This is a genomic window from Pseudarthrobacter sp. CC12 (assembly GCF_039907755.1).
In the GTDB taxonomy this organism is placed as follows: Bacteria; Actinomycetota; Actinomycetes; order Actinomycetales; family Micrococcaceae; genus Arthrobacter; species Arthrobacter niigatensis.
The window spans coordinates 32,443-58,198 of record NZ_JARDJH010000032.1; the positions used below are offsets into that span (position 1 = coordinate 32,443).

Here is a 25,756-nt window from a genome sequence, read left to right on the forward strand (position 1 = left end):
GCTAGATATGGGCTGAGGTGGCTGCTCCGCTCGGGGTGACCGCAATACCGGTTATGAGTTCCGGCGGCGGCCGCCCCCGCGGGGCCGGCCCTCGCGCCACCCGGGCAGGACTTTATCCAGCCGCAGCTTCTTGTTTGGAGCCAGCTTGCCGTGGTTGCAGTTGATGCGCTGGCCGTGCAGCCAGACGCCGAGGGTGCGCTCGAGCGGATCATCAGTCTTCTGGTGCCGCGGCAATTCACCATTGGCCTTCCGAAACCCTCTTACTTCCTTCAGCCGCCGCTGCCAACGGGCCTCGGCTTCAGCCTTTTGGGACGGGGCCTGGTCCCAGCCGGGGATGACGCCCAGGCCTTCGCGAAGGGCGGGTGAGAGGGTTCCCGCTGCTGATTCCCGCCGCCGACGCTGCAACCAGCCAGCCAGGGTTTGCTCGCGGGTGGATCTTGCGTGGCCTGCCGGCAGACGTCCCTCCGTCCGGTAGAACGCGATCAGGTCCTGCATCCGTTGCAACGTCGTACCGGGACGGGACCTTTGCGGGAGCAGCGGCGGCATGCTGGGTGCGAAGACCAGGATCTGCCTTCGCCGCGACCTGCAGGTGATAGCGGACAGTGGTCACCGCAGCACCGCAGACGTCAGCAATCTTCGCAGGCTCAATGCCCCGCCGGTACATCTGCACCCATTCCCAGTACGGAGCAGAGCGCCGCGCATGCTGAACCGCATCCTGAGCCAACAGTCACCCCCAACGTTCTGCCCCTCAAAGGAGCCTAGGACAAAACCATCCCCCGGGCCACACCCGACCCCCAGGTACTCAATGCGCCGGCCCCCCGGCCGGAACCCGGTGGGCCCCTTGCGGGGGGAATGGGGCAGGAGTGGCGATTGCCAGGAAGTAGTAGTAGGAGTAGTTTTGATACTACTCCTACTACTCTAAAGGATTTCCGCATGACCTCGAGCGCTAAAGACCGGGTTTTTGCTGCCGCCGAGCAGATCAGCGCCGAACGGCGCCCTACCGTATCCACGGTCCGGGCGGCCGCGGGCGTCAGCAACGCCGACGCCACCCGTTACCTGAAGGAATGGGCCGAAGAGAAGCAGTCTGCCGGCGGCCAGGTCGCGGCGACCCCGGCGGCCATCCTCGAGCAGGCGGCCCGTCTGGCCGGGGCTGTCTGGGCCGAAGCGTCCTCCCTTGCGAACGAGCGCCATTCTGCGGAGGCCGAACTCTGGGCCCGGGAGAAAAAGGAGTTGAATGAAGAGGTCGCCGAGCTTGTTGCCGACCTCGACAAAGTCACGACTGAAAAGGAGTCCGCTGTCACCGAACTGACGGCCAAAATAGAGGAGCTGGAACGCCGCCTCACTAACAATGCCGAGCAGCTCGAGCAGGCCCGGTCAGCCGCCCAGGAAGCGACGGCGGAAGCTGCCGCGGCAGCAACCCGCGCGGCCGCCGCGCAGGCCCGCGCGGACGCGCTCCAGGAGGCCCACGAGGCACTGCTGCAGCGAATCACCCCCGAGCAACCTCAAAGTGCCAAGGAACCCGAGGCTTGATCCCATTAGTCGGATCCCGGCTTTGCCGACGGCCGGCAGTCCTGCAGCCCGAGGGTGGTGTGGGCGCCCCGTCGGTCCCCGGTGACCGGAAGCGTTCGCTGATGTCAGGGGCGGGCGCCCAGGACCGGTAGGCCGTAAAGTTCGGCGGTGCGGTGGAATTCAGGGTCAGGTCCGACATTTTGAGAGGTCAGCTGCAGCAGGCCGTTACGGCTGGGGGAGAGGCCTTCGTCAGCCCGCCGGTCCCAGTAGGCCCAACACCTTCCCGTCAGTGTTTTTGATGGGTAGCTGATCCCCAGTGGTTCTGAGCCGTCGTCCAGCACCGTGCCGCGGATGACGTGGGAGAGCAGGGTTGTTAGATCACGGTCGTCACCGGTGAGGGATCCGGCCGTGAGAAGCTGCAGCCGTTCTGTCAGCCCTGCGGTGGTCGGTGTGAGGACTTCAAGGGCGCGGAGGGTGGCCGCATCGTCGATCTGAACCCACCATCCCTGACCGGGGAGCCGGATCTCGTACATCGAACGGTCCATTTGCCAGTCCACAGAGATGGCCCAGGGGACATCCACCCCGTTCTCCTCGGCCTGCGCCCGGACACTGGTGATGTAGTCCTCCACCGTCCACCCGATGGATTCAGCGGCCTTGGCCACCGCCGCGCGCTGCTGCCGGAAGCCGAGCAATACCTCGGCGTAGGCGCACTGACGGGAGTCCGCGAGATAGACCGTTGAACCGATGCTGTCGTAGCGGCCCCGGGAATCGCCGCCTGGGACTGTTCCGATCGGCAGCGGGCCAACGATGGAATTCTTCCTGACCGACAACGCGCCGTAGCGGTCCTTCGCCACTCGGAACGAAATCTCCCCGGCAGCCCTAATAAGAGTGAGCCCCGTCAAGTCGCACCGGCGCACCTTGGCGGACGTGATCATGCGGCGAAAGTGTCATTCACGAACGCTTCGGCGGCTCCCAAAACCTCACGGGAACGCAGCTGCTGAATGTAAAGGACGGGAAGTTCCTCGTCCAGGCGTGGGTTGGCCCCCATCAGCCAGGCCAAGGCAACATGCTTGCCCTCGGCAAGCTCAAGCGTCTTCCAGACACGGTGCCCGAGGCGCAGCCGGGATTCGACCTCCGGGCGGGGCTCCGGGCCGTCAGGCTTAGCCCACCTGAAGGGCGACGTGCGGTCCTTGACGCCGGCCATTGTCTGTACGACCGTTGTGCCGAGATTCTCATTAAGTTCTCGCACAAGGTCATGGATATTCATCCGGGTCGTCCCCAAATGAATGTCATGCCGGGTCGTTGCTTCCATGCCTCCATTGTCTCCGCACTGCAAGGCTAAAGCAACCGAAAAGCAACTCTAATGCAGAAAGGAATCGTCCGAACGTCAGTGGCCCCCTCAGCATGCAGGGCCTGCTACCGGAACGGCAGGCTACTCCTCGTGACACGTACCGCAGGGAGGTCTGCAGAGGCAAACACGTCCTCCACGCGCTCCGCTGCTTCGGGGGGCGTGCGCGGCCCAAGCATTACCTCCAAGATGGGTAATGGTCGCCGTTTAATCCCCGCGACGCCAGGCATCCCCTTCCACGGCACAATCGTTTTCTCTACCAGTTGCGGCATGTTCTTGAGTTCCACACCAACACATAACGCCACTGAGCGCGTCTCCCGCTCATGACGGAACCCCTCGTGCTTGAAATTGAGCGCCGTGACAACGTTCAGGGCCACGAGTGCCTGCACCGTGATGTCTCGGCCCTGCCGGATATGTGCATCCATCTCCCGCGCGAAGCGGGCAGCAGCCAAGCGCTTTTGCCGATCCGAGTAGACAACCTTCAACCACTGAAAGCCGAACAACTCAGCGTCCCGTCGACGTGGCAGATCATCCACGTCAGTGACCAGCGGCACCCTCAAATCCAACTCCAGCGCCACACCCTCTGATCCGCTGGCATAAGAGTTCCACTGATACGGGCTGTCCTTCTCACGCGCAGCGCACAGAATATGGACGTCATCGAAATAGTCCACGTACGCCTCAACAGGGCCCGCCTCCGTCAGCAGTGCCAGCGTCCGCTCATCCAGTCCACCGTCCCGCTGCAAAGCGTCCCAGGCCTCCTTCAGGAAGCCCATTCCATGACGAAACTCCGTACTGTCATTGGTCGCCCGCCAATTCGTCGCCCACAACTCTTGACTCCGGACAATGCTCTCCACGGCGCTGAGGGACGTGTAGTGCCATGCGGTACCGGACTGGACCGTCATGGGAGGCCTGTCGGCGGGCCATGCCGCCCTATTCACCCTGGTCTTCATTCCGCTGGCGGTGTTGAATTCCTGGGCGTAGGGATTGGTGGTCAGGTAGCTCATCATATTCAGTTTCCGGTAACTGGAGAGCGGTGTCATATGCGGCCGCCGGCAGGGGGACTCTCGACGGTGAGGGGCAAGCGAGTGGTAGGGGCTGAGGGCCCCCTGCTGATGCTGGCCTATTGAAAGCGAATTTGATAATGTTGACTTGACGGCAACTTTGTCCTGTCAAACTGACAACTTGACATAATATCCATTATCGGCTCTTTGAAACTGGCGGGGGATTGCCTTCAGAAGGGCCTTTTTCCTGCCGTGATTCCTGGGCCTTAACCTTCCGAGGATTCCTTTTGAGGGCAGGCGTACCCTCCCGGGACGAATCCCCGGGGATGAGTTGCCCCGCGACATTTAAGAGCCCTGTCAGCAGCAGCGGTTCCTTTGGCCTGACCGGACTCGTGACTTTAGCGGGCACAAGACAAGCCCCGGACCGTGGTCCGGGGCTTTGGGGCGGCTATCGCTCGATCGTGACGCTGAGGTCCAGATGGATGTCAACAGTGGCGAGACGGTCCTGGAGGAAGCGTGCAAGGCTCGCATCAGTCGCTGTATGTGCCCCCTTCGGGACAGCACCGCGGAAAACAGCCTGGGTATTTGTGGACCTGAGCACGTCAAGGGGCGCCCAGTGCTGGTGTCCGGCGCTCAGTCGTTCAATGTCAGTGCGGAAGGTGCCGCGGTGGTCATTACGGGCTGACGCGCGCATGGTGAAGGGAATGAAAGCTGTGGGCAAGGGGGTCCTTTCGAATGAGGCAGCCAACGGTCAGCGGCCCCATAAGCAACAAGGTGCTGGAAGGCTTCCCTATTCCCTTTCCGCTCCAAGAGAGTCGAGCCTCACGTGGCGCAGCTGATGATCAGAACCCAAAGCCAGCTGAAGACCTCGAATCATGCACGCGTGGCCAAAGAGAAAAGCCATCATGGCGTCAGCGTCGTTTTTCGACCGGACGGTACCTGTCTGCGAAAGCAGCGAGGGAGCCTTGGAGCAGCGTCATGCTGTCCAGCATGTCCAGGGGTCTGGAGCACGCCCTGGCTGACAGCGGGCTGACCAACCACGCGGCGAACACGTTGTGCGGGACCTTCAGCGCCACGGCGTGGTCAAAGAGCCGCAGTACGGGTTCGTGGAGAACCCCGACTTTGAGCTGGAAACCCGGGCAGAAGGTTCCCTCGCCGATAAACACCCGGACGGTCCGGCGCATCCCTTCGGGCTCGCCGAGAGACCGGAAGTGGGTCTCCATGTCTGCCGCGGTTGGCAGGGTAAATTCTTCGCGGATGCTGTCCCAGACCTGCTCCGGGACAGCCGGCCAGTAGTGGGGCTCAGCCCTCACATTCGACACAGTAGGCATGGCCGTCCTTCTCGCGCGCCTTCTGCGAACGGTGGCGGACCAGGAAGCACGAGTTGCAGGTGAACTCATCCTCAGCCTGCGGAATGACCTGGACAACGAGCTCTTCGGCAATGAACTCGCCGCCCGGGGTGAGGCCGTCGAGGGTGTCAGCCTCGTCGAGCTCCAGAACCACTGACTTGGCATCCGGTGCTTTGGCGGACTTCAGGGCCTCCAACGAGTTTTCCTGGGACTCCTTAACGTCGGAGCGCAGTTCGTCGTAATCGGTTGCCACGGCGGTGCATCTCATTTCTGTAGGGGTGGGTTACCGGTCCTGCAACGTACAGGACATGGGAAGAATTCCCCAAAAAGCGGCGCTGTTCCTCCCCCTCCCCTACTCATCGGAAAGGACACGCCTATGCCAACGACCGCCGCACGTCGTAGCCGGGCGACTCGGCCGAGAAAGGCACGTTTAACGGAATTACTGTTGTCGGCTCTTTAGAGTCTCTTTCAAAAGTTCGCTTGACGCGGGAACAGCCACTAACCCCTCCATGTTGGTCCGGGCTCTCTTCGGCTAAGTTCCCGGCCAATCCCAAGCTTCGAGGACGCATAATGGACCGGAGCTTCGGTCAACCGCTATTTGACCGGAGCTTCGCCAATTGGAAAAACAGTCGTGCCGTGACTCGGCAACCTCGTTGCTCGGGTCCGTCGCTGGGCAGGCAATCTCCGGGAAATGATGTGCGGCGTCAATCTGAAAGGCTGATTTGGAAAGCTGCGCCAGCGTCCTTCGCCGGTATTTGCGACCTGGCGCCGGCGGTACCGGGCCGCTACGGACAGTCACAAGAGGTTACGCCATCCCGGTCGCTGGTTAACCTGGTCCTTGACCGGTTTTGAGGTCCTGCGCAAGCAGGCCGACGCTGCTGCTTCCGCTGCTGCAATCGGACTGCTTAGTGGCCTTTCCCTGTTCTCCACCCCCTCCACGGTCATAGTTCAGGGTTCTGCCCGCGCCAGCGGACAGAACCCTGAACTGTTGTTGCTCTCGGTTAGCGCGTGGTAACTGCTCCCGTCGCGGTCCCGCCACGGCTGGTCTGGACCATCACGCTGGTGACCTGCCGGCTCGGGCCCGGCTTGGCCTGCAGCGACCAGGCTCCCAAGGTGTCAACCTGTGCGGTACCGAGCTTGGTAACTCCCCTGCCGGGGGTGGTGTCGTAGATGACAACGGTCGTGGCCGGGATCAGGAGTGCCGTGCTGCCACCCAGTGTTGACGTACCCGTGATCCTCATGTCCTTTCCAATCCGGTGGCGGGAACCGGCGTCAACTGTCACGGTGTCGGCCTGGATGGCCACGTCAACGGTGGCCGGGGCGCTCTTTGCACCGTTTTTATCGGTCACAATCAGCTCGATCTTTACCGAGCCATCTCCCTTCTCATTCAGCGGGGCCGTGTCCGTGCTCTTGGCGTAGAAAGGAATGGAAGCCACCGGCTTTGCCGCGGTGTCGCTCGACAGGGTAACTGCAGGGCCGCTTACCTGGCGCCACTTGTAGCTGACGGCGCCGGTGGATGCGCTGCCGTCCAGCTGCACGGTGCCGCCACGGTTCAATGACGGCGAAGCGGCGGTGGCTGTTGCGGTTGCAGGCGCGTTCGGGTCTACAGGTGCCGGGGTGACCGTGCCTGTCCCGCCGCCGGTGTCCGTCACAGGACCCGGATCCGGTTGTGCGGTGATGGGGTCCAGGCCCACAGGGGTGACGCCGCCGCCGCTGATGGTGACCGGCAGGGAAGCCGAACCGCCGGTGGCAGTCTTCACGGTGACAGTTGCAGGTGGGGCCTTGATCGGCCACGATTTCTCGGTTTGGGTTCCGGGAGTTGCGTTGTCGAGAGTGCCGATATCAGTGACAGTCAACGCACCCGTTTCACTTGATACTGCGGCGACCGTAAGGGCGGTTCCGTCAAATGATGCCTTGGTAACGGAGATGGTGCTGGGCTTGGCCACCTTGACGGTGCTGCTGCTGGCGGGCTTGTCACCGATGTTGGTGATCTTGATGCTCTCCGGTGCAGAGCCGTTGAACTTGATCCGGGCATAGTACCGGCCGGATCCCGGATCGCTAACCATGGGCGTTGTCTCGAACGTCGATCCCAATCCGTCTACCTGGAGCTGAGCCTCGGGGCCGCTGCTGACGAAGACATCTACCATGTCGCCGTTGTGGATGGCGCCGTCGGCGCTGACTCCGCGGTTGGTGGAAATCTTGCCCTGGAGGCCGAATTGGTCGGTTTCCAGGTTCAGGCCCCCACCGGTGACAGAGAACTTGTTGTAGTTCATGGGGCTACCCGTGACCGCATGTTCCTGGTTGGGGTCACCGAGGTATCCTTCCGGTGCTGCCGGGGCGACCGTAGGATCCCACTTCAAGAAGGGTCCAATATTGCTCTTCAAAGCGGTGCTGAAGTTACCGATTGCCGGCGAGATGTCTTCGACGAGTTTCCCGTCGCCGGACCCGTCGGTGTCGATGGTGATGGTGCCATACGGGTGCTTGAACTCCAGCGTCGTGTTTGCCGGGCCGCCCTTGACAACGATGCGCTGGCGGCCGAACACTACCTGGTCACCATCCGTGACCGCGTTGGCGAATGCAGCTTCCAGACCGAGAACCAGGACTGCTCGTCCTCCGCCGGGCAGATCCAGTCCCGAGCCGGCCAGCATGTAAAAGGCCTCCTCCGGGAAGTTGTCCGGGAATGAGATGGGGGCAGTTTCGTCCGGGACATCGCCGGGCAGGAATCCACACAAAGGGTTCAGGGCGTCAAGGCACAGCTCAACGCGGGTTTTGGTGCTGTCCTCGTACCAGGCCGGAAAACCGTGTTCGGTGTTGACGGGGCCAACGGCAATTAGCTTTCCCGGGTTCTTCACGGTCACCTGTGTGGCGGCCAGGGAAGCTCCTGCTCCAGTCCCAGTGAGTAGGATGGCGGCCACGGCAGCAACAGCCTTACGCGTACTCAATCGGGACCTCAAGCGCGCTGTTGGCGCCTGTGGTGGGTTGGGTTTCATTTTGCTCCTCCAAAAGGGGTGGGGTGGCCCTATATGTGTACGGGGAGGTTCTTGCAAAACACTTTGAGTCCCGGTTGGAAAAACCTTGCGAAGACGCCACTTCTTGTCGTTAAGGCCATGCGCGTCGCACCTTCCCCACAGGCGTGACCTGCGTCCCCAGAATGTCGTTACCCGACGCCGCTGGAGGCAGTAGGACGTGCTCCCTGCACAGCCGCTTCCGCAGCCATAAAGAGATGAAAGTCGTGACCGGGCCCGGCGTCGTAACGTCCTACAACGCCGGGCGCGGCCGGTTCCGAGTTCAGTGAGGTTGTCAGTCGCACCGCCAGGATCAGAACGTCCCCACTGTTGCTCTCCGACCTTGGAAAAACCCAACGGGCGTCCCAATTCGCTGTTAAATGAGGTGGAGGCGGGTCCCTTGCTTTGCTGGACCTGGCTATGCATCTCGTCGTCCGCTGACGGTGACGGACATTGGCACGCGCGAAGAACCGCCACCGTGGACGCAGACCGAAAAATCGTTGCTGTAGCTGGTAGAGGCTCGCGAACCGGGTTCCTCCGAGCCAGTCGGATCTAAATCAGCCCTCCGGCGTCCGGTCCGCGGCGTACCGAGCCAGCAGTACGCCGAGCCACAACGCTCTGGAAAGATTGATAATCAGCACCGGCAGCGGATGCCTGCCGAGGGTGGAAATGGCAGTGCTGAGCCCGTGACGGGCCAGGGCGGCGAAGACGGCTTCGGTGATGACGACCCGGGCAAGGCGCTAAATAGTGGTGAAGGTGAGCCGGGTCAGAGTGGCGGCACTCGGCGGAAGTTATGTCCAGTTGCCGGGAAACATGAGGAGTCCGTCAACATGTCGGTTAGCGCACCGGTTTGACGGAGTCCGGCTGGAGGGGTGCCAGCGAAGCGGGGGGCTGTGCAATTACTCCCAGCGTGACGGTGACAGATGTTCCGGCCCCCGGCGCGGAGCGCACTTCAAAGGTGCCACCGGCCTGCTGGATAGTGTCTCTCACGATCCTTAGACCAAGATGCCCCTCCATAGGGGGCTCTGCCGGGTTGAAGCCCACGCCGTCATCGGAAATTGTGATTTGGGTGCGCCGACCGATTTGCCGGACCCGAATCCGGACCGATTGGGCTGCGGAATGTTTGGCAACATTGACGAGGGCTTCGCGCGCTGCACGATAGAGGAGGAGGGCCAGGTCCCTGCCGAGCACGAGTTTGTCCGGGATCTCAACTGTAAGTTGCATGCCCCGCTCTATAAGTGGCGCCTCCAATCGCACGAGGGAAGCTTTCAACCCCAACTCCTCAAGGTCAGGAGGATAGAGTTCGCTGGTCATGGCCCGGAGCGTGCGGATGTTGTCCTGGAGCATGCTACGTGCATTCGTGAAGACTGGTTGCAGGTCACGCGGGCCGCGGCGCTCCTCCGATTCCAGGGCGTACGCCAGTCCGGACAAGTCCTGGATCACCTCGTCGTGGAGTTCACTGGCGATCTGACGTCGTTCCTGATCTGAGGCCTCGATCGCACACCGCAACATGGCGTTGCGAGCCGCCTGATGGATTTGGATTCTTCGTGCCAGGCGAACTGCCGGTACCAGTTGGGTCAGCTGAAGGCCAGCCAATGACAGCAACATCGGCGGAATCACTGCCATCAGGACTGCTTGTTGTTCTCGGCGGACTCTCTGACCGGAAGAGTATGTTTCGAAAATCATGGGTGCACCGCTTTGGGAAGCGGAGCGTGCATAGACCTCCACGAGTTCGCCGGCGTCCGCCTCGAACTTATTTTCTTCGGCTGTCTGTGATTCAAGGGTTGCCGTCGCCGGGCCGCCCTTAAGGAGTTCGCGGGCCCATTCCTCCTGCTCGAACTCCTGCCCGATGAGGGCCTTGGCGTCCGAATAGACCACTCGGCCGTGTTCGTCCCACACCTTGATCCTCGTTACGCCGCTCTCAGCCAGCCACGGTGCCAGCCTCTGGTCGAGCAGTTCCAGCGCGGCGGGTTCGCGGGCGAGGAGCTCGTCTGTTATCAACGGACCAACCACGTTGTCGGCCAGGCGCTGGGTCATGTCCCTGGCGTTTGCCAGGGCGTGCCTTTCCGCCTGTACCCAGATCCAGAAGACAACGGGGGCGGCCACCAGGGCCAGGACAGCGAAACCGGCAGTGAGGAAACGTGCTACAGCTGCCGAAACTTCCCGATGTTCGGCAGCGTCACCGCCCCTGTTGGCGGTCTGTGCATGGCCTGTGTTTTTCGCCAGTCCCAAGGTAATTACATAACGCCTTCAAGCTGTCCCATGGATCATGGTCCTATTGAAACGTCGGGTAATCACGCAAGCAACAGTCCCAGGTACTCGATTCTTCGACTCGGTCCTTTCCGCTGGTACCTAGTCCAAGTCGCGTTGACCAGAATCTGAGCGTTGAAATCCCGTCAAGGCCTTGGCAGAAGCAACATTCCCGCGACGTGTTTGCGATCGCGAAGCCATAGATGGTGCCCTCAACCATGATGGGTGACGGAGGGCCCTGGAGGCATTTGAGGGCCGTGGCGATGCCAAGAATTTTCCAAGCATCACACGCCAAGCTTGCACGGCAGAGCCAGCTCCCCAATGCCAACGGGGTTGGGCCAACAGTGAGGGCGGAAGGGGCGCGATGTCGCTGAGAACACAGGTAGCGGCGTGGCTCGTGCTGCTGACGGCCGGGATGCTGTCACTCACCTGGGCTTACACGTACGGGGGCGGTGCAAATCCGGGCTTGCTGGACAGGGCAGGCCCGGCCGTGACCTGGGGCCTGGCCACCGCGAAGCTGGTGTTCAACCTTGCCAGTGCGGGAACCATCGGGGCCCTTGTGCTGGCGGCTTTTGCACTCCCACGCCACGGGGCCGCCCATGAGCGGGCGCTTCGGTTCGCCGGCTGGTCGGCGTCCGCCTGGTCCGGCGGGGCCGCGGTACACACCTACGCCAGTTTCCTGTTTATTGCCAACACCGCCCCTTCGACGGGTCTTAGCGAGGCTTTCCTGACTTACTTGACCAAGATCGATGCCGGGCGCGCCGGGGCCCTGGCCACCCTGATAGCCGGCGCCGTGGCCGTGGCATGTTTCCGGCTGCGGAGCACCCGCCTTCTCGCCGCCACCACCGCTACCGCGTTTGCCGGCCTGCTGCCGCTGGTCATGAAATCCCATGCCTCCGGCGGCACCGACCACGCCGACAGCACCACCGCTATCTTTCTGCACGCGGCCACCGCGGCGGTCTGGGTGGGCGGCCTGATGGTGCTGGTGGTGCTCCGCAAAGTTCTGACGCCGGACCAGCTGGGTGTGACGGTCCGGCGCTACTCGAGCCTCGCGTTGATCTGCTTCATCGCCCTCACCGTCACCGGGTCCCTCGGCGCCCTGGCTCGAATCACCACGGTGGAGGCCCTGCTCAGCCCGTACGGCGTGATCGTCCTCGCCAAGCTGGGGATACTGGTCATTCTTGGGGTGTTCGGGGCGGTCCACCGGCATTGGTCGATCAACCGAATGGAAAAGAACCCGCGCCGGGGTGGCAGGCTGTTCGCCGCTTTGGCCGTGGCCGAACTCGGAGTCATGGGTGCCGCTTCCGGGATGGCCGCCGCCCTGGCACGGACGGAACCGCCACAAAGCACGAGCGCCGGCCTGACCGGGAATGCCAACGCAAACGCGGGGGAATCGGCCACCGTACTGCCCGAGCCAGGCCTCCTGGAGTACATCTCCGGCTGGGCCCCGGATCCGCTGTGGAGCCTGGTCTGCGGCTTCGCGGTTTTCGCGTATCTGGCCGGCGTCCGGCGGCTCCGCGCGGACGGCCGGTCCTGGCCCCTGTACCGCACGGTGCTGTGGCTGGCCGGGGTAGCGGTCCTGTTCGTCGTCACGAACGGCGGCGTGCACGTCTACCAGGGCTACCTCTTCAACGCCCACGTGCTGACCCAGATGATGCTCACGGCCGTGGTGCCGCTGCTGCTGGTCCCCGCCGCTCCCCTAACGCTGGTCCGGCGAACCGTCAGGGCCAGAACGGACGGCAGCACCGGTATCAATGAATTCGTGGAACACACCGTCCAGCCCGGACTGGCAGTGCTGAACAAAGACCCCGTCCTGGCCATCTTCATCCTCGCCGCATCCCTCATCACCATCTACTACACCCCGCTCCTCGACTGGGCAGCCACAGGGCAGGTGGGGTACAGCGCCATGAGCCTGCTCGCCCTCCTGAGCGGCTGCCTGGCCACCGCCGCCCTCACCGGCACCCAGGATTCCGGCCTCGCCCGCCAGCGGCTGCTGGTCCTGACAGGAACCGCCGCGCTCTACGCATTCGGCGGCTGGAAAATCACGGAGCAGGCACCGGCGATGGAACTGCCCTGGTACACAGCCGTTGGCAGACCCTGGGGTCCGTTACCGGCCGCAGCCGCGGAAATAGGCGGCCCCGTGATGTGGTCCACTGCAGCCCTCTGGCTCGCCGTCACTGCAGTTATGGCCATCAAGCACCATCACCGAGGTCCACGGGCCGCAGATGCCCGCCGCGCTAACGGCCCCGGCCGGGACCTGCATATGGATATGGCAAGCTAACCACTCCCCCCGTCCGAAAATGGGCTGCCCCCAGACTGCTGCGACGCTCTCCCAAGCCGCAGGGGATCAGGGGGGACCCCGCTCGTGTATTCGGCGGTGGTCACTGGCAGTTTCGATAAGGAACCGGACCGCACGGACAAGAACTGGAGGACAAGATGATCCCACGCATACCGCGTCTCGTGTTGCCTCTTCTGGTTACCGGGATAGTTTGGCTGTCCGCGGCCGGTGCCCATGTCCTCGGTGGGGGGACTCTCCCTGTTGCGGCGACTTCGGTGCCATTGATCGCGCTGGTTTTGACGGCCGTGACGCTGGTCCTGGGCCGCCATCTGTCCATGGAAAGAATTGCCGCCGTCGTTGGAATCGGGCAGGTAGTGCTCCATCAGGCGTTCAGCCTTCTTTCCGCTGAAACCGAATGCGGGGCGCCGCTGCCGGCCAGCCACCATCACGCCAATGGGATCGGTGCATGCCTGGCCCAGACCCAGGATTCCGCTCTTACGCACACAGCCCCTGGACTGGCCATGTCGTTGGCCCACGCTCTGGCTGCAATCCTGGTTGCAGCCTTGTTTCACAAGGCCGAAGCGGCACTCCGTCGGCTCGTTGGCTGGTTTCGACCTCTGACGCATGCCCTCCAACCAGTCAATGTTTTTGGCAATGGACAGTCCTGTGTTGCGTCCAGTTCCAAGACCGGACCCTCAGTATGGTGGAATCGCCGCCCCGGAGGCATCCGCGGGCCACCGGCGCACAGCGCTCCCATTTGCCTGCCATCCTGCGTGCATAGGCATAAGGGAGCGCTGCCCCCTTCAATCCCTCATTGCGCCGCCTACTATCACTCCAGTCCTGAGCGGCCCCAGCATAGGACATCCCATGAAAAACAAATTCCCTTTCCCCTCCAAGGCATCTGCCGTTGGGGCGGCCACGGCAACCCTCATGACCCTTGGCATAGGTGCGGCCTCCGCCCACGTTTCGGTCACTCCGGTCGCCCCCGCCGAGGGTGGCTCCACAGAGGTGATCTTCAGGGTCCCCGGCGAGTCCAAGACCGCCGCCACCACCAAAATCAGGGTCGATCTGCCCACTGCTACTCCGTTCACCTCGGTCCGGGTAAAGCCTGTCCCGGGTTGGAGCGCCGAAGTTGTCAGAGGACAGCTGCCTCAGCCTGTGACCGTGGACGGTGCCACAATCACCGAAGCGCCGCTCTCCGTGACCTGGACCGCCAGCGACACAGCAAGTGAGCTGACGGCCGATCAGTATCAAATGTTCTCGGTATACGTGGGTAGGCTTCCGAAGTCCGGGACCATGGTCACACTGCCCGTTGCCCAGTCTTACTCGGACGGCAGTGTCCGGAACTGGGACGACCCTGTCGTCGACGGCCAGGCCGAACCCCAAGACCCTGCCCCATCCTTTGTGACCACTGCCGCTGAGCAAGGAGAAGACGGCCACGGCAGCCCCACCGCGGCAAATCAAGCCACCGTGCCGGTTGCCGCGGTGAACACCGATGCGCCCGCTGCAGGGCCGATTTGGGCGGCCTTGGCAGCAGGTCTGGTCGGGCTCGCCGCAGGAGTTGCTGCGTTCTTCCGCGCCGGTAGGACCAAAAAGAGCTGATCCTCACGGCACAATGGTCCCGGGAAGCCTGACCGTCGACGACCTTGTCAGGCTTCCCGGCCCGACCAAGAGGTCATCATGCACCGGCAGTGGGGCTTCAGAATAAACGGCGGGCTGGCCTCATTTCCCCCCAAAGCCAGCATAGGTCGGCGGCCCTAAAAGCTACTTTTCGGTATGCCTAACTTTCGGTTATCCTCGTATCAGAATGCCCCGATGATGAGGACTGACCCGATGGCTGCACCCACTCTTGAACTCCGGACGGCACCGCGTAAGGTGTGGTCCCGGCTCCTGCTGCTTGGCCCCGCTTTTGTCGCCGCGATCGCGTACGTCGATCCCGGAAATGTCGCAGCCAACCTCACCGCGGGAGCCAACTATGGGTATCTCTTGGTGTGGGTCCTGGTCGTGGCCAACGCCATGGCAGTCCTGGTCCAGTACCAGTCGGCCAAGCTGGGCCTGGCCACGGGCATGAGCCTTCCCGAGATCCTCGGCAAGCGGCTGGGCACCAAACGGCGACGCCTGTACTGGACCCAGGCGGAGATTGTCGCCGGCGCCACCGACATGGCCGAGGTCATCGGCGGCGCCGTGGCCTTGAACCTGCTGTTCGGGCTGCCACTGCTGGCCGGCGGCTTCATCATCGGTGTCGCGTCCATGCTGCTCCTTGCCCTGCAGTCACACCGGGGCCAGCGGTCCTTTGAGTACGCGATATTGGTGCTGCTGGGAGTCATCGCGGTCGGGTTCATGACCGGCTTGTTCGTCAACCCGCCCGACGGCGGAAGCGCACTGGGCGGCCTGCTGCCTCGTTTTGAGGGCACCGACACCGTTCTGCTCGCGGCCAGCATGCTCGGCGCCACCGTCATGCCGCACGCGATCTACCTGCACTCTGCCCTGGCCAGGGACCGGCACGGGTTCGCCGAGGACCCAGCCATCCGGACCCGGCTGATCCGCGCAACACGTTTCGACGTCCTCGGCGCCCTGCTGCTGGCGGGTGTGGTGAACATTTCGATGCTGCTGCTGGCTGCGTCCAGTCTCCGCGGCATTGAAGGAACCGACACGATCGCCGGCGCCCACGCTGCCGTCACAGCCGCCCTGGGCCCGGCCATCGGCGTTATTTTCGCTATCGGGCTGCTGGCCTCAGGCCTGGCATCGACCTCGGTGGGCTGCTACGCCGGCGCCACCATCATGGGTGGGCTGTTGAAGGTCCGCATTCCGTTGCTCACCCGCCGGGTCATCACCCTGATCCCGGCCCTGATCATCCTGGGCGCCGGGATCGAGCCAACCCTCGCCTTGGTGCTGAGCCAGGTGCTGCTCAGCTTCGGTATCCCCTTCGCCCTGATCCCGCTGATCCGCCTGACCGGCAAGCGGGAAATCATGGGCATCCACACGGACTCTAAACCCTTGAAGATCGCCGGCTGGACAAGCGCCACCCTGATCGTGGGCCTGAACATCGTGCTGATTACCCTCACGCTCACCGGTCAGTCCTAAGGCAGAAGCAGTCCCATCCCCTGGTTCAGTCCCGCCCTGCCGGTCCTGCCCATAAGGCCTCAAGTGCCGCATCGCCAAGGATAATGTCCTCGCCGGATCCAACGACCCGGACCGCTGTCCCGGCCGCGAATGGTTTCGGGTCAGCGACCGTGAGCTCCGTGCCCGGAACGAGCCCCAGTCCGGAAAGGTAACGCAGCAGGGCCGGATCAGCATCCGCGACGCGGCGCAGAACGAGTTTCCCGCCCGGTGGTGCGAGTTTGAGAGGGATGGCGTCCGGGCGGGTGACCTGCCCGTCCGCGGTGGGGATCGGGTCGCCGTGGGGGTCCGCCCCCGGGTGCCCCAGTTGAGCATCCATCCTGTCGATCAGGTCCTCCGAGACGGCATGCTCCAGCGCTTCCGCTCCCGGGTGGACTTCGTCCCAGCTGTAGCCGAGGGCACGGACCAGGTAGGTTTCCAGGATCCGGTGCCGGCGGACCATCATCAGTGCGCACTCCAGGCCAGGTCCTGTCAGTTCGACGCTGCCGTACTTGGCATGGGAGACAAGGCCCTGACGCGCGAGCTTTCCGATGCCTTCAGAGGCCGTGGACATGCTGACACCGAGCCGGCCGGCCAAAACCCCGATGGTCACCGGGGCATCGGACCACTCCCCCACGGTGTAAATGAGCTTCAGATAGTCCTGCGCGGCGGCGGTCAAGTCGGCGACCCGGAGTTGGCTGCTCACCGTCCCTGACCGTGGGCGTGGTCGTACCAGCTCATTCCTGCACCTGCCAGCGAAGCGGTCCGATCATCGGCGCCCCGGTCCCGGCCCGAGGGTAACCGCCACCGGCGCCCGGTTCGGGTCCGATCCGCAGCCTGCGCAGCACGCTCCGCCGTTCCTGGCTTCTTCTGTGGAAGCGGCCGTGAGCACACGGTGAGGACCGGTTTCATTCGTAATGTCTTTGTTTTCCGGGGCGCAGCACTCGTCGCTGTCGTGCGTGTCCAGGCCGGGGACGGTGCAGCAGACATCGCCGCGCCAGGCGTTGATGCCCTCGCGGACCGCGATGCCGGCAATGACCAGGGCGGCTCCAGCGTCGGCCCACCACCAGCCCAGGGTGATGTTCAGGACAAGGCCGACCAGCAGCACCGCCGACAGGTAACTGCACAGCAGGGTCTGCTTGGAATCCGCGACGGCGGTGCGGGATCCGAGTTCCCGGCCAGCGCGGCGCTGCGCCCAAGACAGCACCGGCATGATGGCCAGGCTCACTGCCGCGATGATGAGGCCGGGCGTTGAGTGTTGTGCCTCCCCCGCACCGGTGAGGGACCGGAGGGCGTCCGCGGTGACAAACGCGGCGAGGGCGAAGAAGGAGATGGCGATGATCCGCAGGGTCCGGTGTTCGCGCTGTTCCGGCTCTTTGGCAGAGAACTGCCACGACAACGCCAGCGCTGAGGCCACCTCGATCACCGAATCCAGGCCGAAGCCGATCAGTGCCGAGGAGTCAGCCACCCCACCGGCCCAGAGCGCCACCACGGCCTCGACGAGGTTATAGGTGATGGTCGCGGCGGCGAAGAGCCGGATCCGCCGCAACAGGACCGCCCGCCGCAGCGTGCTTGGCGCCTGAGGCACGGCCGTCACGCGAAGCACGCCCCGTCAGGGGCGCAGCAGGACGGATCCACCGCCAGGACAACGCCGAGCAGGTCCCTGATCGCATGGCCCAGCCGGGGATCGGCGAGTTCATACCGGGTCCTGCGCCCGTCCGGGACGGCGACGACGAGCCCGCATCCTCGCAGGCATGTCAGGTGGTTGGACATGCTCTGCCGTGACACACCCAGAGCCTCGGCAAGATCTGACGGGTAGGACGGCGCTTCTGACAGGGTCAGGAGGACCCGGGCCCGTGTCGGGTCCGAGGCCGCATAACCGAACCGTGCCAGCGCGGGCGCCGGAGTGAGCGTTTCCATACCTCAAAGTACAGCCGTGAATGTACCCAGACAAACTGTGGCGGGCAGGCCGAAGGGCTTTGAGACGCACGCAGATAGAAGACTTCCGTGCTGAATGAGTTTTGGAATGTTGACTTGAAGTTCTATAAGGCCTTGGTGTTTGGTGCGATGGGGCTTATTGCTGCCGGCATCGTGCTTAGCATCCTGGGGACCACGACCCAGAACCAGGGGCTGCTTTCGCCTCACTGCCGGTAATGGGAGCGGGCCTGGTACTGCATGCGGCAGGAGTCGTCATCCGCGGGCACCAGGTTCGCAGGCTGATCAAGTAACAACCATCCGGCAGTACCGCGGAGGATCCCTGCCTTGGCTTGGAGACGGCCTGCCTTGCCAGGTTTCCCGCACGCTGGTATTCACCCATGCCCGGGCCGGATAGCTGTCTTGCCGTTTTTCGAAAGTCCCTTGGTAGGCTTGTCCGGTTGATAACGGGGTCCGGGAGACCGGAACTCTGCACTTTCTTCTGCCGCTGTCGCTCACTACTGGTGGGCACTCGTCCCCGGCAGGCATCGTCTTGAACAACGGAAACCACGCGTTCGAACAGACGTATCCGGACGAGCCTTTGCCCCGTAACCTGTGCTACGCAGGTGTGCAGATAATGTGAGGAATAGATGAAGTTCTTGTCGGCTGCTGCCTTTACTCAAGGGCTGGCTTTTTTCACTGCAACCCCCTCGCCAAGTCCGGGTGAGAACGGACTTCGGCCGGGTCTTAGCGCCGACCAGGTAACGCCAGGCCTTCTCGGATTCGTCATGACGGCATTTATGGTGATAGCTGTCGTGGCTCTCATGGTTTCGATGACCCGCCGGATCCGCCGTGTCCGCTACCGGGCGCAGGTCAGTGAGGGCCGCGGAGAGGGACCGGCTGAGTCTGATGCCGGCTTCTCAGAGTCAGATGAACCAGCCCAGCACAGAAACACCTCCAGAGAGCCTGGTGACTAAAGGACCCCCGGGCCCACGGGGAAAATCCGAGGTGGTCTACAGCTCTACGACGTCCACTTGGCGGTGCGATTCCGGCGAGTTTTATCCTCTAATTACTTCCTGACCGGCTGCATGGCGGCACTTGCGACCCCGCCCTGCAAGGCAACGCGGTCGCAGCCGCCCCGCACAGGGTATCCGCAAACTCCGGAAGCCAGCCCGTGTTCCTGGGCAAGGTTCGGGATTGGCGCACCTTCTGGTGTAGGCCCAGGATTCGCGGGGCGGCCCTGCTCGTCGAGGGGCCCTTATTCGCGAGATCCCACGTCGGGGCGGGTGGCAAACGTGCTCCGATGACGCGGCATTTCCGGTCTGCCGGTTGCGTCCGCGCCCAATTGGACGGCTTCGCCTTGAAGCGTGATGTTGTTCCCGTGACGTCCAGAAGCGTTCCCCCGCTGCTGCAAAGCGAAGCTGGCGGCGGCTGTCTCTGCGGTCCTCATGTGGCTCTCCATTCCGGGCAGCTGCTGCGTTGTCTAGAGTGGTGCCAGGCCAGCCGGACGACTCGACCGGGCGTTGTCGCCCTTGCGTCGCGGTCGGCGTGCCGCGGAGGAATACCGTAAAGGTACCGCTCCATCACACCCTGGGGCCCGAAGGGCCCCGGGTCCGAAGCTTCAGGAGCTGACATGATGACAGGGCCATCAGCCGTTGCCCAGGCCGCGGTATTCGTGGCCTTTCCCGTTGCGGCGGCCATTCTGGGCTCGATCATCGCCGTCCTGCGTCCGCCGGGACCGAAGGCCACCAGCGCTGTGCAGCATTTCGCGGCCGGGGTCGTAATGGCCGCACTGGCAGGCGAGGTGCTCCCGGACCTGCGGAACGAAGGAAGCCTGCCCTGGGCGATCACCGGCTTCGTCGTCGGTACCGCGATCATGCTGGCACTTGGCGCGCTCGGCCGGGCATTGGAGCGGAAGCAGGAATCATCAGGAACCGGGCTCCCTGTGGGCTTTCTCGTCGCCGTGGGAATCGACCTGCTTCTGGACGGCCTCCTCGTGGGACTCGGAGCGGCGCTGGGGGCACAGCAGGGCCTGATCCTGACGATTGCCCTGACCATCGAGATCCTCTTCATAGGGCTGTCCGTCACCATCACCCTGATCCGGAACGGTCTGTCACGGACTCGGGCGGTGGCCATAACCACCGCCCTGGGCCTGCTCACCGGTGTCGGGGCACTCGGCGGGGCGGCCGCACTCGGCGGGGCTAGTCATCAGGTCCTCGCCTTCGTCCTGGCTGTCGGGGCGGCCGCACTCCTGTACCTGGTGGTGGAGGAATTGCTGACTGAGGCCCATGAACACACCGAAACCGCGTTCCTGGGTGCGATGTTCTTCCTCGGATTCCTTACCATCTATGTCATGGCCGGCCTCTAGCTCCTGGGATCCGCGCATATTCGGCAAGTGCACTTCGGTAGGGCGCCCGGCAAATATTAGGCTTTAGTGAAGGTGGCTTGTGAAAAAGTGAAACATCCGACGCTAAGGTTTTGCGGGCGGCGTAGTGGCCTGTATTTGTCGGGTTTGATCTGGTTGGCGCGGGGCCAGGTGTAGTCGCCGGTGAGGTTGATGTGTTCCCAGCCCAGGGGCGGGTTTCGCGATCCCACAACACCACCGAAGGACTGGCCATCGTCACACCCCTGGCCAACGAACCCGCTCGCCTGGGTGGCTCGCGGACGGTCGGCGAGGAAATCCCAAAGGGCGGCATCGTCGTCGTATATTTTCCGCGCAGCGGGGGTGGGCTGCAGGACCCTTCAGCAATTGTCGCGGCAACGGTTGTTGCACCCTCGTTCGATGTGGCTGATGACTTTTCATCGGTTCACACTAACGTCGGGAGTGCCGGGGCCTCCGAGTAGATGGGCAAGCGTGGACTGATGCGCTTGCCGCGACACACGAGGATCCCACTACCTCTCAAGGCGCCCCTGGGCCATACTTGCGAGGTATTCGTTGTATGTGTCGAGCTCTGCATCCTCGACGCGTTGTCGTTGCTTCGAGGTGCGCATCTCCCGGGTGCGCCAGCGGGAAAGGCAGACGATGAGTACCACGAATAGCGGCAGTTCTGCATAGGTCCATACCAGGGTCCCGGCGATCGCCTGATCGAGGATCGGATCATGGTCGCCGGTGGGGTTGGCGTATGCGCTGAAAAGCGGTGTCCCGGTTCGGAGCAGGATCAGGCCGAAGACGGCATGGATTTGGAGCTCGACGACGATGTCGACGAACCGCACAGCGAAGGATGGGACACGTGGCAAGGGGTCGGACGACCATAGCGGTATCGCCGAGATGACGCCGAGGACGAGGATCATGAACAACAGGGCGTCGTGGCCGAAGGGGATGCGCATGATGATGCTGATGACGTCTATGAGATAGAGAGCCGGGTACAGCAGGATCGCGGCGACGATGGCGACCACGGGGTGTAGTGCGGCGCGCCAGAATCGTGCTCGGAGTCCCGCGTGCGCGGCGCGGAGCACGAGTCGTCCGAGGCCGGTGTGCGGCGTACTGCGCAGGAGAAGACGCCCCGGCGAGCCGGCGATGAGAAGCGGCGGGACGACGGTCAACAGGGTGATCTGTTGGAACACCAGGCCCGAGACGAACTCCTCGGCCAGGCCGTTCACGCCGAACGTCGTGACGGCAAAGATCAGGACGCATCCGGTCAAGAACGATGCCGTGCGGGCGATTGCCCAGCGACGGCGATGCCGCCACATCCAGATCGCCCCCCTCAGGTATAGCGCCGCGAGCAGCAGGGCGGCGACGGCGATTGGCGAGCCCGCGAGGGGTTCGAAGGCGACCCACTGGTCAATCGGTGGCATGGCAGGTTCCCTTCATCGAAGCGATGATACATCGTTATTTGGCCGCCGCGGTGCCGGGGACAGGTGCGTCTGGAGTAGGAGTGCAGGCCGGGGAAGTACACGTTGACGACCGTGAAGTTGAACACTACGGCGGCGAATCCGATGATGCACAGCCAGGCCGAGCGGTTGCCGCGCCCGCCACGTGCGGCCCGGGCGAGGATGTAAGCCGGCCTGGATGTACTGCCCAGGCAGGTTGGTTAAGCGGCAGATGGGCGGGTGGCCTCCGATTGCGGTGTGGGGCCTGTGGCGATTGTAGTGGTGCAGCCAGGCGGTAGGGCGCATGGAGTGGACGGGTGGATGGAGTGCGGTGACCCGGTGCCGGCCGGGCAGCGTTGACGGTCAGGACGCGGGCGGTTGTCCCAGTGCCCGGGACGGATGCGGGTCAATCAGCGGTGCGTGGGGCCGGGACGCCGGTGAATACGCCCGGGTAGTTGTCCACGGGCCCGGTCCTGTTCGGCGGCCACGCGATCACGCTGGCCTTGCCCTCCACATCGGACAGGTTAACAAATCCACCGTCTGCGCCCCTGTGCGCGCGTGAGTCGGCTGAGTAGTTGCGGTTATCACCCATCACCCAGAGTTTTCCGGGCGGGACCACGACATCGAAGGGCTGAACCCAGGCCGGCTCCGCGGCATTCAGGTAGGTCTCATTCAACGCTTCACCATTGACGGTGATTTGTCCGGCTGCCGTGCAACACGTCACCCGGTCACCGGGGAGGCCGATGGCGCGTTTCACCAGATAGTTGCCCGATTTCTCGGGAAGGAGTCCCACGAAGCCGAGGGTGTCCTCAACGACGCCGCCAAGGCCGCGGTCCGGGCCAGGAGAGGTCTCCGGGAGCCAGTTCTTGGTATCGCGGAACACGATGACGTCTCCGCGCGCTAAGCCAAACGGTTCCGGGATGAGAAGGTTGACGATAATCCTGTCATCGACCTTCAGTGTGTCCGCCATTGAAAGGGAGGGGATGAAGAATGCGCGGAAGAAGAAGGTTTTAATCAGAAAGGACAGGACGACGGCGGCCAGCACCACCAATCCAATCTCCCTGATCCAGGCTGCCGTGGCCCGGTGAGGGCCGGATTTGCCGGACGCAGCTTTTGCTGCCCTTAATCCCTGACGGGTCCGCGGCGTGTTTTTAGCGCTGCGTCGATCTGGCCCGTGCGCTCTTTCCTGTTTCCCTGGCATTCTTCGTCCCTTCTTCAGTAGCCGGTCTTGAAGGGAAAGCGGCCGCCGGCCACCGGTGCCCACGGCCTGGCTAAAGGGGCCGGTCAAAGGAGAAACCACAGGCACACTGGTACGTCATAACACTTCGGAGCAGTTCCTGTGCGGTGTTCTGCGGTTCAGTTCTTGGCGATAACGGCATCTCTTCGGCCGTTATTAAGCGCATCGGCTTGCCGCAATGCACATGGGTGGCCAGCATATGGTCGACATCCGGATCCCGGCCCCTCCCAGCTGCTTCTATCCCGCCGATCGCAAAACCTTTCCGGATTGAAGCATCCTGCCCTGCCGAGGTTGCCGTGTATCGCTCAAGCGATTGCTGTAAATCGTTCAAGGGTCCTTCTTCGCCAGAAGACCTCCAACTAACGACTCCTCCAGTAAAAGGAACGCCCTGGACGCGATAGAGGTTCCCGCCACGGCTTCAGGGCGATTAGAGCAGGAATCCTGGGTCCAGCCGAGTCCGGCAAGCCCAAGGGCGCTACGGTGACAAAAGAAGAGTGGCCGCAGGAGCTCAAACGAGTGCCCGGCCACCAGGTTGCAGGCCCCGGCCCCGATCACGGGTGTTTCTCTCTTCGCCTTGCAGTGCTTGCCCTATGCTTGTGGTCGTGCTGAATGAGTTTTGGGCCACCGCGCCGAAGTCCTATAAGGTCCTGGTCTTTAGTGCCATGGGCATCATCGCGGTCGGCATCGTGTTCACTGTTATCGGTTCCACAGCCCGGCAGGAGTGGGCAGCCTTGGCTTCCCTGCCCCTGATTGGCCTGGGACTGGTCCTCCACAGTCTCGGTGTAGTGGTCCGCGGTCATAAGGTGCGCAAAAGCATCCCAAAGTGACTAAAAGTGGGCAGCCAGCCCTCAGCCCCTCCCGCCCGTGGCGGTGGCTCATGAAAGTCCGAGCGGACGGGGGATATTCTCGGCCGTCAGAAGCGGTGGCCGCGCCATGCGGCCGGTGACCCGCAAATGATCTCAGTTAGAGAGCGAACCTGTGGACGATAGTGGAGACACCCGTCCGGAAGGGAGTACGCGGAGGCTGTTCAGCCGGCGGAACCGCTGGCCCTGGCCACGCGCTGGCACGAAAGCAAAGCTCTTAGTGCCGAACGTTCTCCCCACCTCAAAATTCAGGTGGGCTTAGGTGCAGGTTGTCTGCAAAATGCACCTACCAGGTTAGGGATAAATGAATTACTTGCTGCTGACGTCTGCTGAGCGTGGACTCACGTACCTGACGGTGACTCCGAGCCCGGCACCGGGCCCCGGCCAGAATGGATTACGACCGGGGTTGAGCGCAGATCAGGTGACCCCCGGACTTCTCGGGTTCGTCATGACAGCCTTCATGGTCGTCGCAGTTGTCGCGCTCATGGTTTCCATGACCCGACGCATACGCCGCGTCCGGTACCGGGCGCAAGCAGCCGAAAGGCCCGGGAACACGGATGCACCCCTCACTGATGAAGGGAACGATGTCCTTCATCCTGAAGAGTCAGGGGATCCAGGGCCTCTCCCCGGAAAGACTGCTCCTGAAAAACAGGCCTAGCGTTCCTTGGTGTTCCACACTCTGACACTGATCTTGAGTTTTAGGCAGCCTGCTCAAACGAGTCCTTCCCGGGAGTTCTGGCTGGGGATCCTGGGTCAGGGCCGTCGCCCCTGCCGGCGGGCCCATCGCCGCAGAACCACAGCAGCCCCGCCTGCAGTCACGCTCAGCAGGAGCAGCACCCAGCCGGCAACGGTGAGGGCGGAGGCGAGAACCACGGTGCCGGGTTCCAGGCTCTGGGCAGCCAAGGCGGTATCGACCGCGACGTTGGCCGATAAACGAATGATGATGAAGAGCAGGAGCAGTGCCCCGAGCAGCCCGCGCAGGACCCTGTTGGCCACGTTTGTGCCGATCAAGAGCAGCCAGCTGAAACCGAAAATTATGGGAAACAGGGTGCCGGCAGTCTTGTGGATATAGCTGAGCTGCCCGAGGGCGTCCTCGTTCATTCTCGCCCGCAGGTCGCCGACGTAGTCCACCGAGAAGCCGCCCATCAGGGAATCCGGCATCGCCAGGCCGCCGGAGAGCTGCGTCATTTGATTCAGCGTGAGCAGGTGCAGGTACCAGAAGAGGAACAGGCTGGCTGCCACCCCGGCGATCAGGATCACGTTGCCGTTGTTTTGCGTTTTCTTCGATGGGTTGCCCGCGGTAGGGGTAATCACAGGCGGCAGCTGGTGCTGCGGAAAAGATGCTTTGCTGCCGTGTTTCTTGATGCGCTGGGCGGGTGTCTTGGACATGGCCTCATTATCCCGGCTGTTGAGGGACACGATGGACCACACCTGATTGAGTACCGGGTGGTGCGGGCCCCTGCGGTGAGCACAGCGGGTCCGCGTCTCCGGCGCGCTTCGGGTGGCGTCTTCGTGCACAACACAAATAGCGCCCGGCAACTGCAGGCAAGATAGGACCATGCTGGTACCTTCCCGCCGTCGTCTGCGGATCGAAGTCTTGATTGTTCTGGCGCTGTCGTTGGGACAGTCGGCTGTGTACTCTGTGGTGCAGCTTCTGGACAAGCTGACCAGCGCGCCGCTGGCCCAGGGCACTTCCACGCTCAACCGGTCGCAGAGCACACGCGAATACTTCGACCTGACGTATCAGTTGCTGGAAATCTTCTTCGCGCTGATGCCCGTCCTGCTCGTGATCTACTTCCTGACTGACCAGCGCCCATCACCTACCGTCACCGGTCACCGCAGTGGTTCGGCGTTCGAAAAGCTTGGCTTCAATTTCGCCCGCCCGGGAAGGGACCTGATTCAGGGATTTGGGCTGGCCGTCCTGATCGGTGTCCCCTCCCTGGGGCTCTATGCGGCAGGGCGCGCGCTGGGCATCACGACTGCGATTATTCCCAGCGCGCTGGACCCGTACTGGTGTGTTAGCGGCCATGAAAAACTGCCCATAGGCGGCCACGAAAGTGCCCACTGACGGCCAGTAAAACTGCCCGATGGTG

At 63.2% G+C, this 25,756-nt stretch carries 21 protein-coding genes and 3 pseudogenes; 9 read left to right on the forward strand and 15 right to left on the reverse strand.

What is annotated here, in order from left to right:
* Window positions 1–51 precede the first annotated feature (51 nt).
* The gene (locus PV772_RS18210; protein ID WP_237429511.1) at window positions 52–495 is read right to left on the reverse strand and encodes a helicase associated domain-containing protein; all 444 of its coding nucleotides are present in this window, start codon (window positions 493–495) and stop codon (window positions 52–54) included.
* 438 nt (window positions 496–933) lie between these two features.
* Here PV772_RS18210 and PV772_RS18215 point away from each other — a divergent pair, with 438 nt between their 5' ends.
* Window positions 934–1,530, forward strand: coding sequence for a DNA-binding protein (locus PV772_RS18215; protein ID WP_237429512.1), 597 nt, complete (start codon window positions 934–936; stop codon window positions 1,528–1,530).
* Window positions 1,531–1,634: 104 nt separating this feature from the next.
* Here the strand turns inward: PV772_RS18215 and PV772_RS18220 are convergent, their stop codons facing one another.
* The 7 genes from PV772_RS18220 to PV772_RS18250 form a co-directional block, all read right to left on the reverse strand.
* The gene (locus tag PV772_RS18220; RefSeq protein WP_237429513.1) at window positions 1,635–2,444 is read right to left on the reverse strand and encodes a hypothetical protein; all 810 of its coding nucleotides are present in this window, start codon (window positions 2,442–2,444) and stop codon (window positions 1,635–1,637) included.
* On the reverse strand, window positions 2,441–2,758 hold the full coding sequence (locus tag PV772_RS18225; RefSeq protein ID WP_347887075.1) for a hypothetical protein: 318 nt from the start codon (window positions 2,756–2,758) through the stop codon (window positions 2,441–2,443). The genes PV772_RS18220 and PV772_RS18225 overlap by 4 nt, the downstream gene beginning before the upstream one ends.
* Before the next feature lie 167 nt (window positions 2,759–2,925).
* Entirely contained in the window at window positions 2,926–3,861 is a 936-nt protein-coding gene (locus PV772_RS18230) for a DUF2971 domain-containing protein (RefSeq protein ID WP_237429515.1), read from the reverse strand.
* Between the two features lie 908 nt (window positions 3,862–4,769).
* Complete coding sequence (locus tag PV772_RS18235) at window positions 4,770–5,189, reverse strand: hypothetical protein (protein ID WP_347887076.1); 420 nt, start codon at window positions 5,187–5,189, stop codon at window positions 4,770–4,772.
* Window positions 5,161–5,460 carry a DUF4193 domain-containing protein gene (locus PV772_RS18240; protein ID WP_347887077.1) on the reverse strand — a complete coding sequence of 100 codons (300 nt, stop codon included), beginning with the start codon at window positions 5,458–5,460 and terminating at the stop codon, window positions 5,161–5,163. Before PV772_RS18240 ends, PV772_RS18235 begins: the two co-directional genes overlap by 29 nt.
* Window positions 5,461–6,208: 748 nt before the next feature.
* Complete coding sequence (locus PV772_RS18245; RefSeq protein WP_347887078.1) at window positions 6,209–8,149, reverse strand: hypothetical protein; 1,941 nt, start codon at window positions 8,147–8,149, stop codon at window positions 6,209–6,211.
* Between the two features lie 900 nt (window positions 8,150–9,049).
* Window positions 9,050–10,249 (reverse strand): sensor histidine kinase, encoded by a 1,200-nt coding sequence (locus PV772_RS18250; protein WP_347887079.1) that lies wholly within the window; start codon window positions 10,247–10,249, stop codon window positions 9,050–9,052.
* A 577-nt stretch (window positions 10,250–10,826) separates the two neighbouring features.
* Here PV772_RS18250 and PV772_RS18255 point away from each other — a divergent pair.
* The 3 genes from PV772_RS18255 (at window position 10,827) to PV772_RS18265 (ending at window position 15,824) form a co-directional block, all read left to right on the forward strand.
* Complete coding sequence (locus PV772_RS18255) at window positions 10,827–12,743, forward strand: cytochrome c oxidase assembly protein (protein ID WP_347887080.1); 1,917 nt, start codon at window positions 10,827–10,829, stop codon at window positions 12,741–12,743.
* Window positions 12,744–13,607: 864 nt separating this feature from the next.
* The gene (locus tag PV772_RS18260; protein ID WP_347887081.1) at window positions 13,608–14,342 is read left to right on the forward strand and encodes a YcnI family protein; all 735 of its coding nucleotides are present in this window, start codon (window positions 13,608–13,610) and stop codon (window positions 14,340–14,342) included.
* Window positions 14,343–14,573: 231 nt separating this feature from the next.
* Complete coding sequence (locus PV772_RS18265) at window positions 14,574–15,824, forward strand: Nramp family divalent metal transporter (RefSeq protein ID WP_347887082.1); 1,251 nt, start codon at window positions 14,574–14,576, stop codon at window positions 15,822–15,824.
* A 25-nt stretch (window positions 15,825–15,849) separates the two neighbouring features.
* Here PV772_RS18265 and PV772_RS18270 read toward each other — a convergent pair whose 3' ends face one another.
* The 3 genes from PV772_RS18270 to PV772_RS18280 form a co-directional block, all read right to left on the reverse strand.
* On the reverse strand, window positions 15,850–16,545 hold the full coding sequence (locus tag PV772_RS18270) for a metal-dependent transcriptional regulator (RefSeq protein ID WP_347887083.1): 696 nt from the start codon (window positions 16,543–16,545) through the stop codon (window positions 15,850–15,852).
* A 63-nt stretch (window positions 16,546–16,608) separates the two neighbouring features.
* Window positions 16,609–17,436, reverse strand: coding sequence for a cation transporter (locus PV772_RS18275; protein ID WP_347887084.1), 828 nt, complete (start codon window positions 17,434–17,436; stop codon window positions 16,609–16,611).
* On the reverse strand, window positions 17,433–17,759 hold the full coding sequence (locus PV772_RS18280) for a metalloregulator ArsR/SmtB family transcription factor (RefSeq protein ID WP_347887085.1): 327 nt from the start codon (window positions 17,757–17,759) through the stop codon (window positions 17,433–17,435). The genes PV772_RS18275 and PV772_RS18280 overlap by 4 nt, the downstream gene beginning before the upstream one ends.
* A 644-nt stretch (window positions 17,760–18,403) precedes the next feature.
* Between PV772_RS18280 and PV772_RS18285 the strand changes: the two genes are divergently transcribed.
* Together PV772_RS18285 and PV772_RS18290 are read left to right on the forward strand one after the other, a co-directional pair.
* On the forward strand, window positions 18,404–18,730 hold the full coding sequence (locus tag PV772_RS18285) for a hypothetical protein (protein ID WP_347887086.1): 327 nt from the start codon (window positions 18,404–18,406) through the stop codon (window positions 18,728–18,730).
* Window positions 18,731–19,386: 656 nt separating this feature from the next.
* Window positions 19,387–20,121 carry a ZIP family metal transporter gene (locus tag PV772_RS18290; protein WP_347887087.1) on the forward strand — a complete coding sequence of 245 codons (735 nt, stop codon included), beginning with the start codon at window positions 19,387–19,389 and terminating at the stop codon, window positions 20,119–20,121.
* A 524-nt stretch (window positions 20,122–20,645) separates the two neighbouring features.
* Here PV772_RS18290 and PV772_RS18295 read toward each other — a convergent pair.
* The 3 genes and pseudogenes from PV772_RS18295 to lepB all read right to left on the reverse strand — a co-directional run bounded on the left by PV772_RS18295 (window position 20,646) and on the right by lepB (window position 22,614).
* A complete protein-coding gene (locus PV772_RS18295) occupies window positions 20,646–21,548 on the reverse strand; it encodes a cytochrome c oxidase assembly protein (protein WP_347887088.1) in 903 nt (300 codons plus the stop codon).
* Between the two features lie 71 nt (window positions 21,549–21,619).
* A pseudogene (locus tag PV772_RS18300) lies at window positions 21,620–21,751 on the reverse strand (c-type cytochrome biogenesis protein CcsB); the annotation flags it as partial.
* A gap of 218 nt (window positions 21,752–21,969) precedes the next feature.
* Window positions 21,970–22,614: a signal peptidase I gene (gene lepB, locus PV772_RS18305; RefSeq protein ID WP_347887089.1), complete on the reverse strand. Its 645-nt coding sequence runs from the start codon at window positions 22,612–22,614 to the stop codon at window positions 21,970–21,972.
* Window positions 22,615–23,402: 788 nt separating this feature from the next.
* Between lepB and PV772_RS18310 the strand changes: the two genes are divergently transcribed.
* Entirely contained in the window at window positions 23,403–23,627 is a 225-nt protein-coding gene (locus tag PV772_RS18310) for a DUF3188 domain-containing protein (RefSeq protein ID WP_347887090.1), read from the forward strand.
* Window positions 23,628–23,967: 340 nt separating this feature from the next.
* A pseudogene (locus tag PV772_RS18315) lies at window positions 23,968–24,195 on the forward strand (hypothetical protein); the annotation flags it as partial.
* A 221-nt stretch (window positions 24,196–24,416) separates the two neighbouring features.
* Here PV772_RS18315 and PV772_RS18320 read toward each other — a convergent pair.
* Window positions 24,417–25,052 (reverse strand): hypothetical protein, encoded by a 636-nt coding sequence (locus PV772_RS18320; protein WP_347887091.1) that lies wholly within the window; start codon window positions 25,050–25,052, stop codon window positions 24,417–24,419.
* A gap of 169 nt (window positions 25,053–25,221) precedes the next feature.
* Between PV772_RS18320 and PV772_RS18325 the strand changes: the two are divergent.
* Window positions 25,222–25,677 (forward strand): annotated as a pseudogene (locus PV772_RS18325) (CPBP family intramembrane glutamate endopeptidase); the annotation flags it as partial.
* Window positions 25,678–25,756 lie beyond the last annotated feature (79 nt).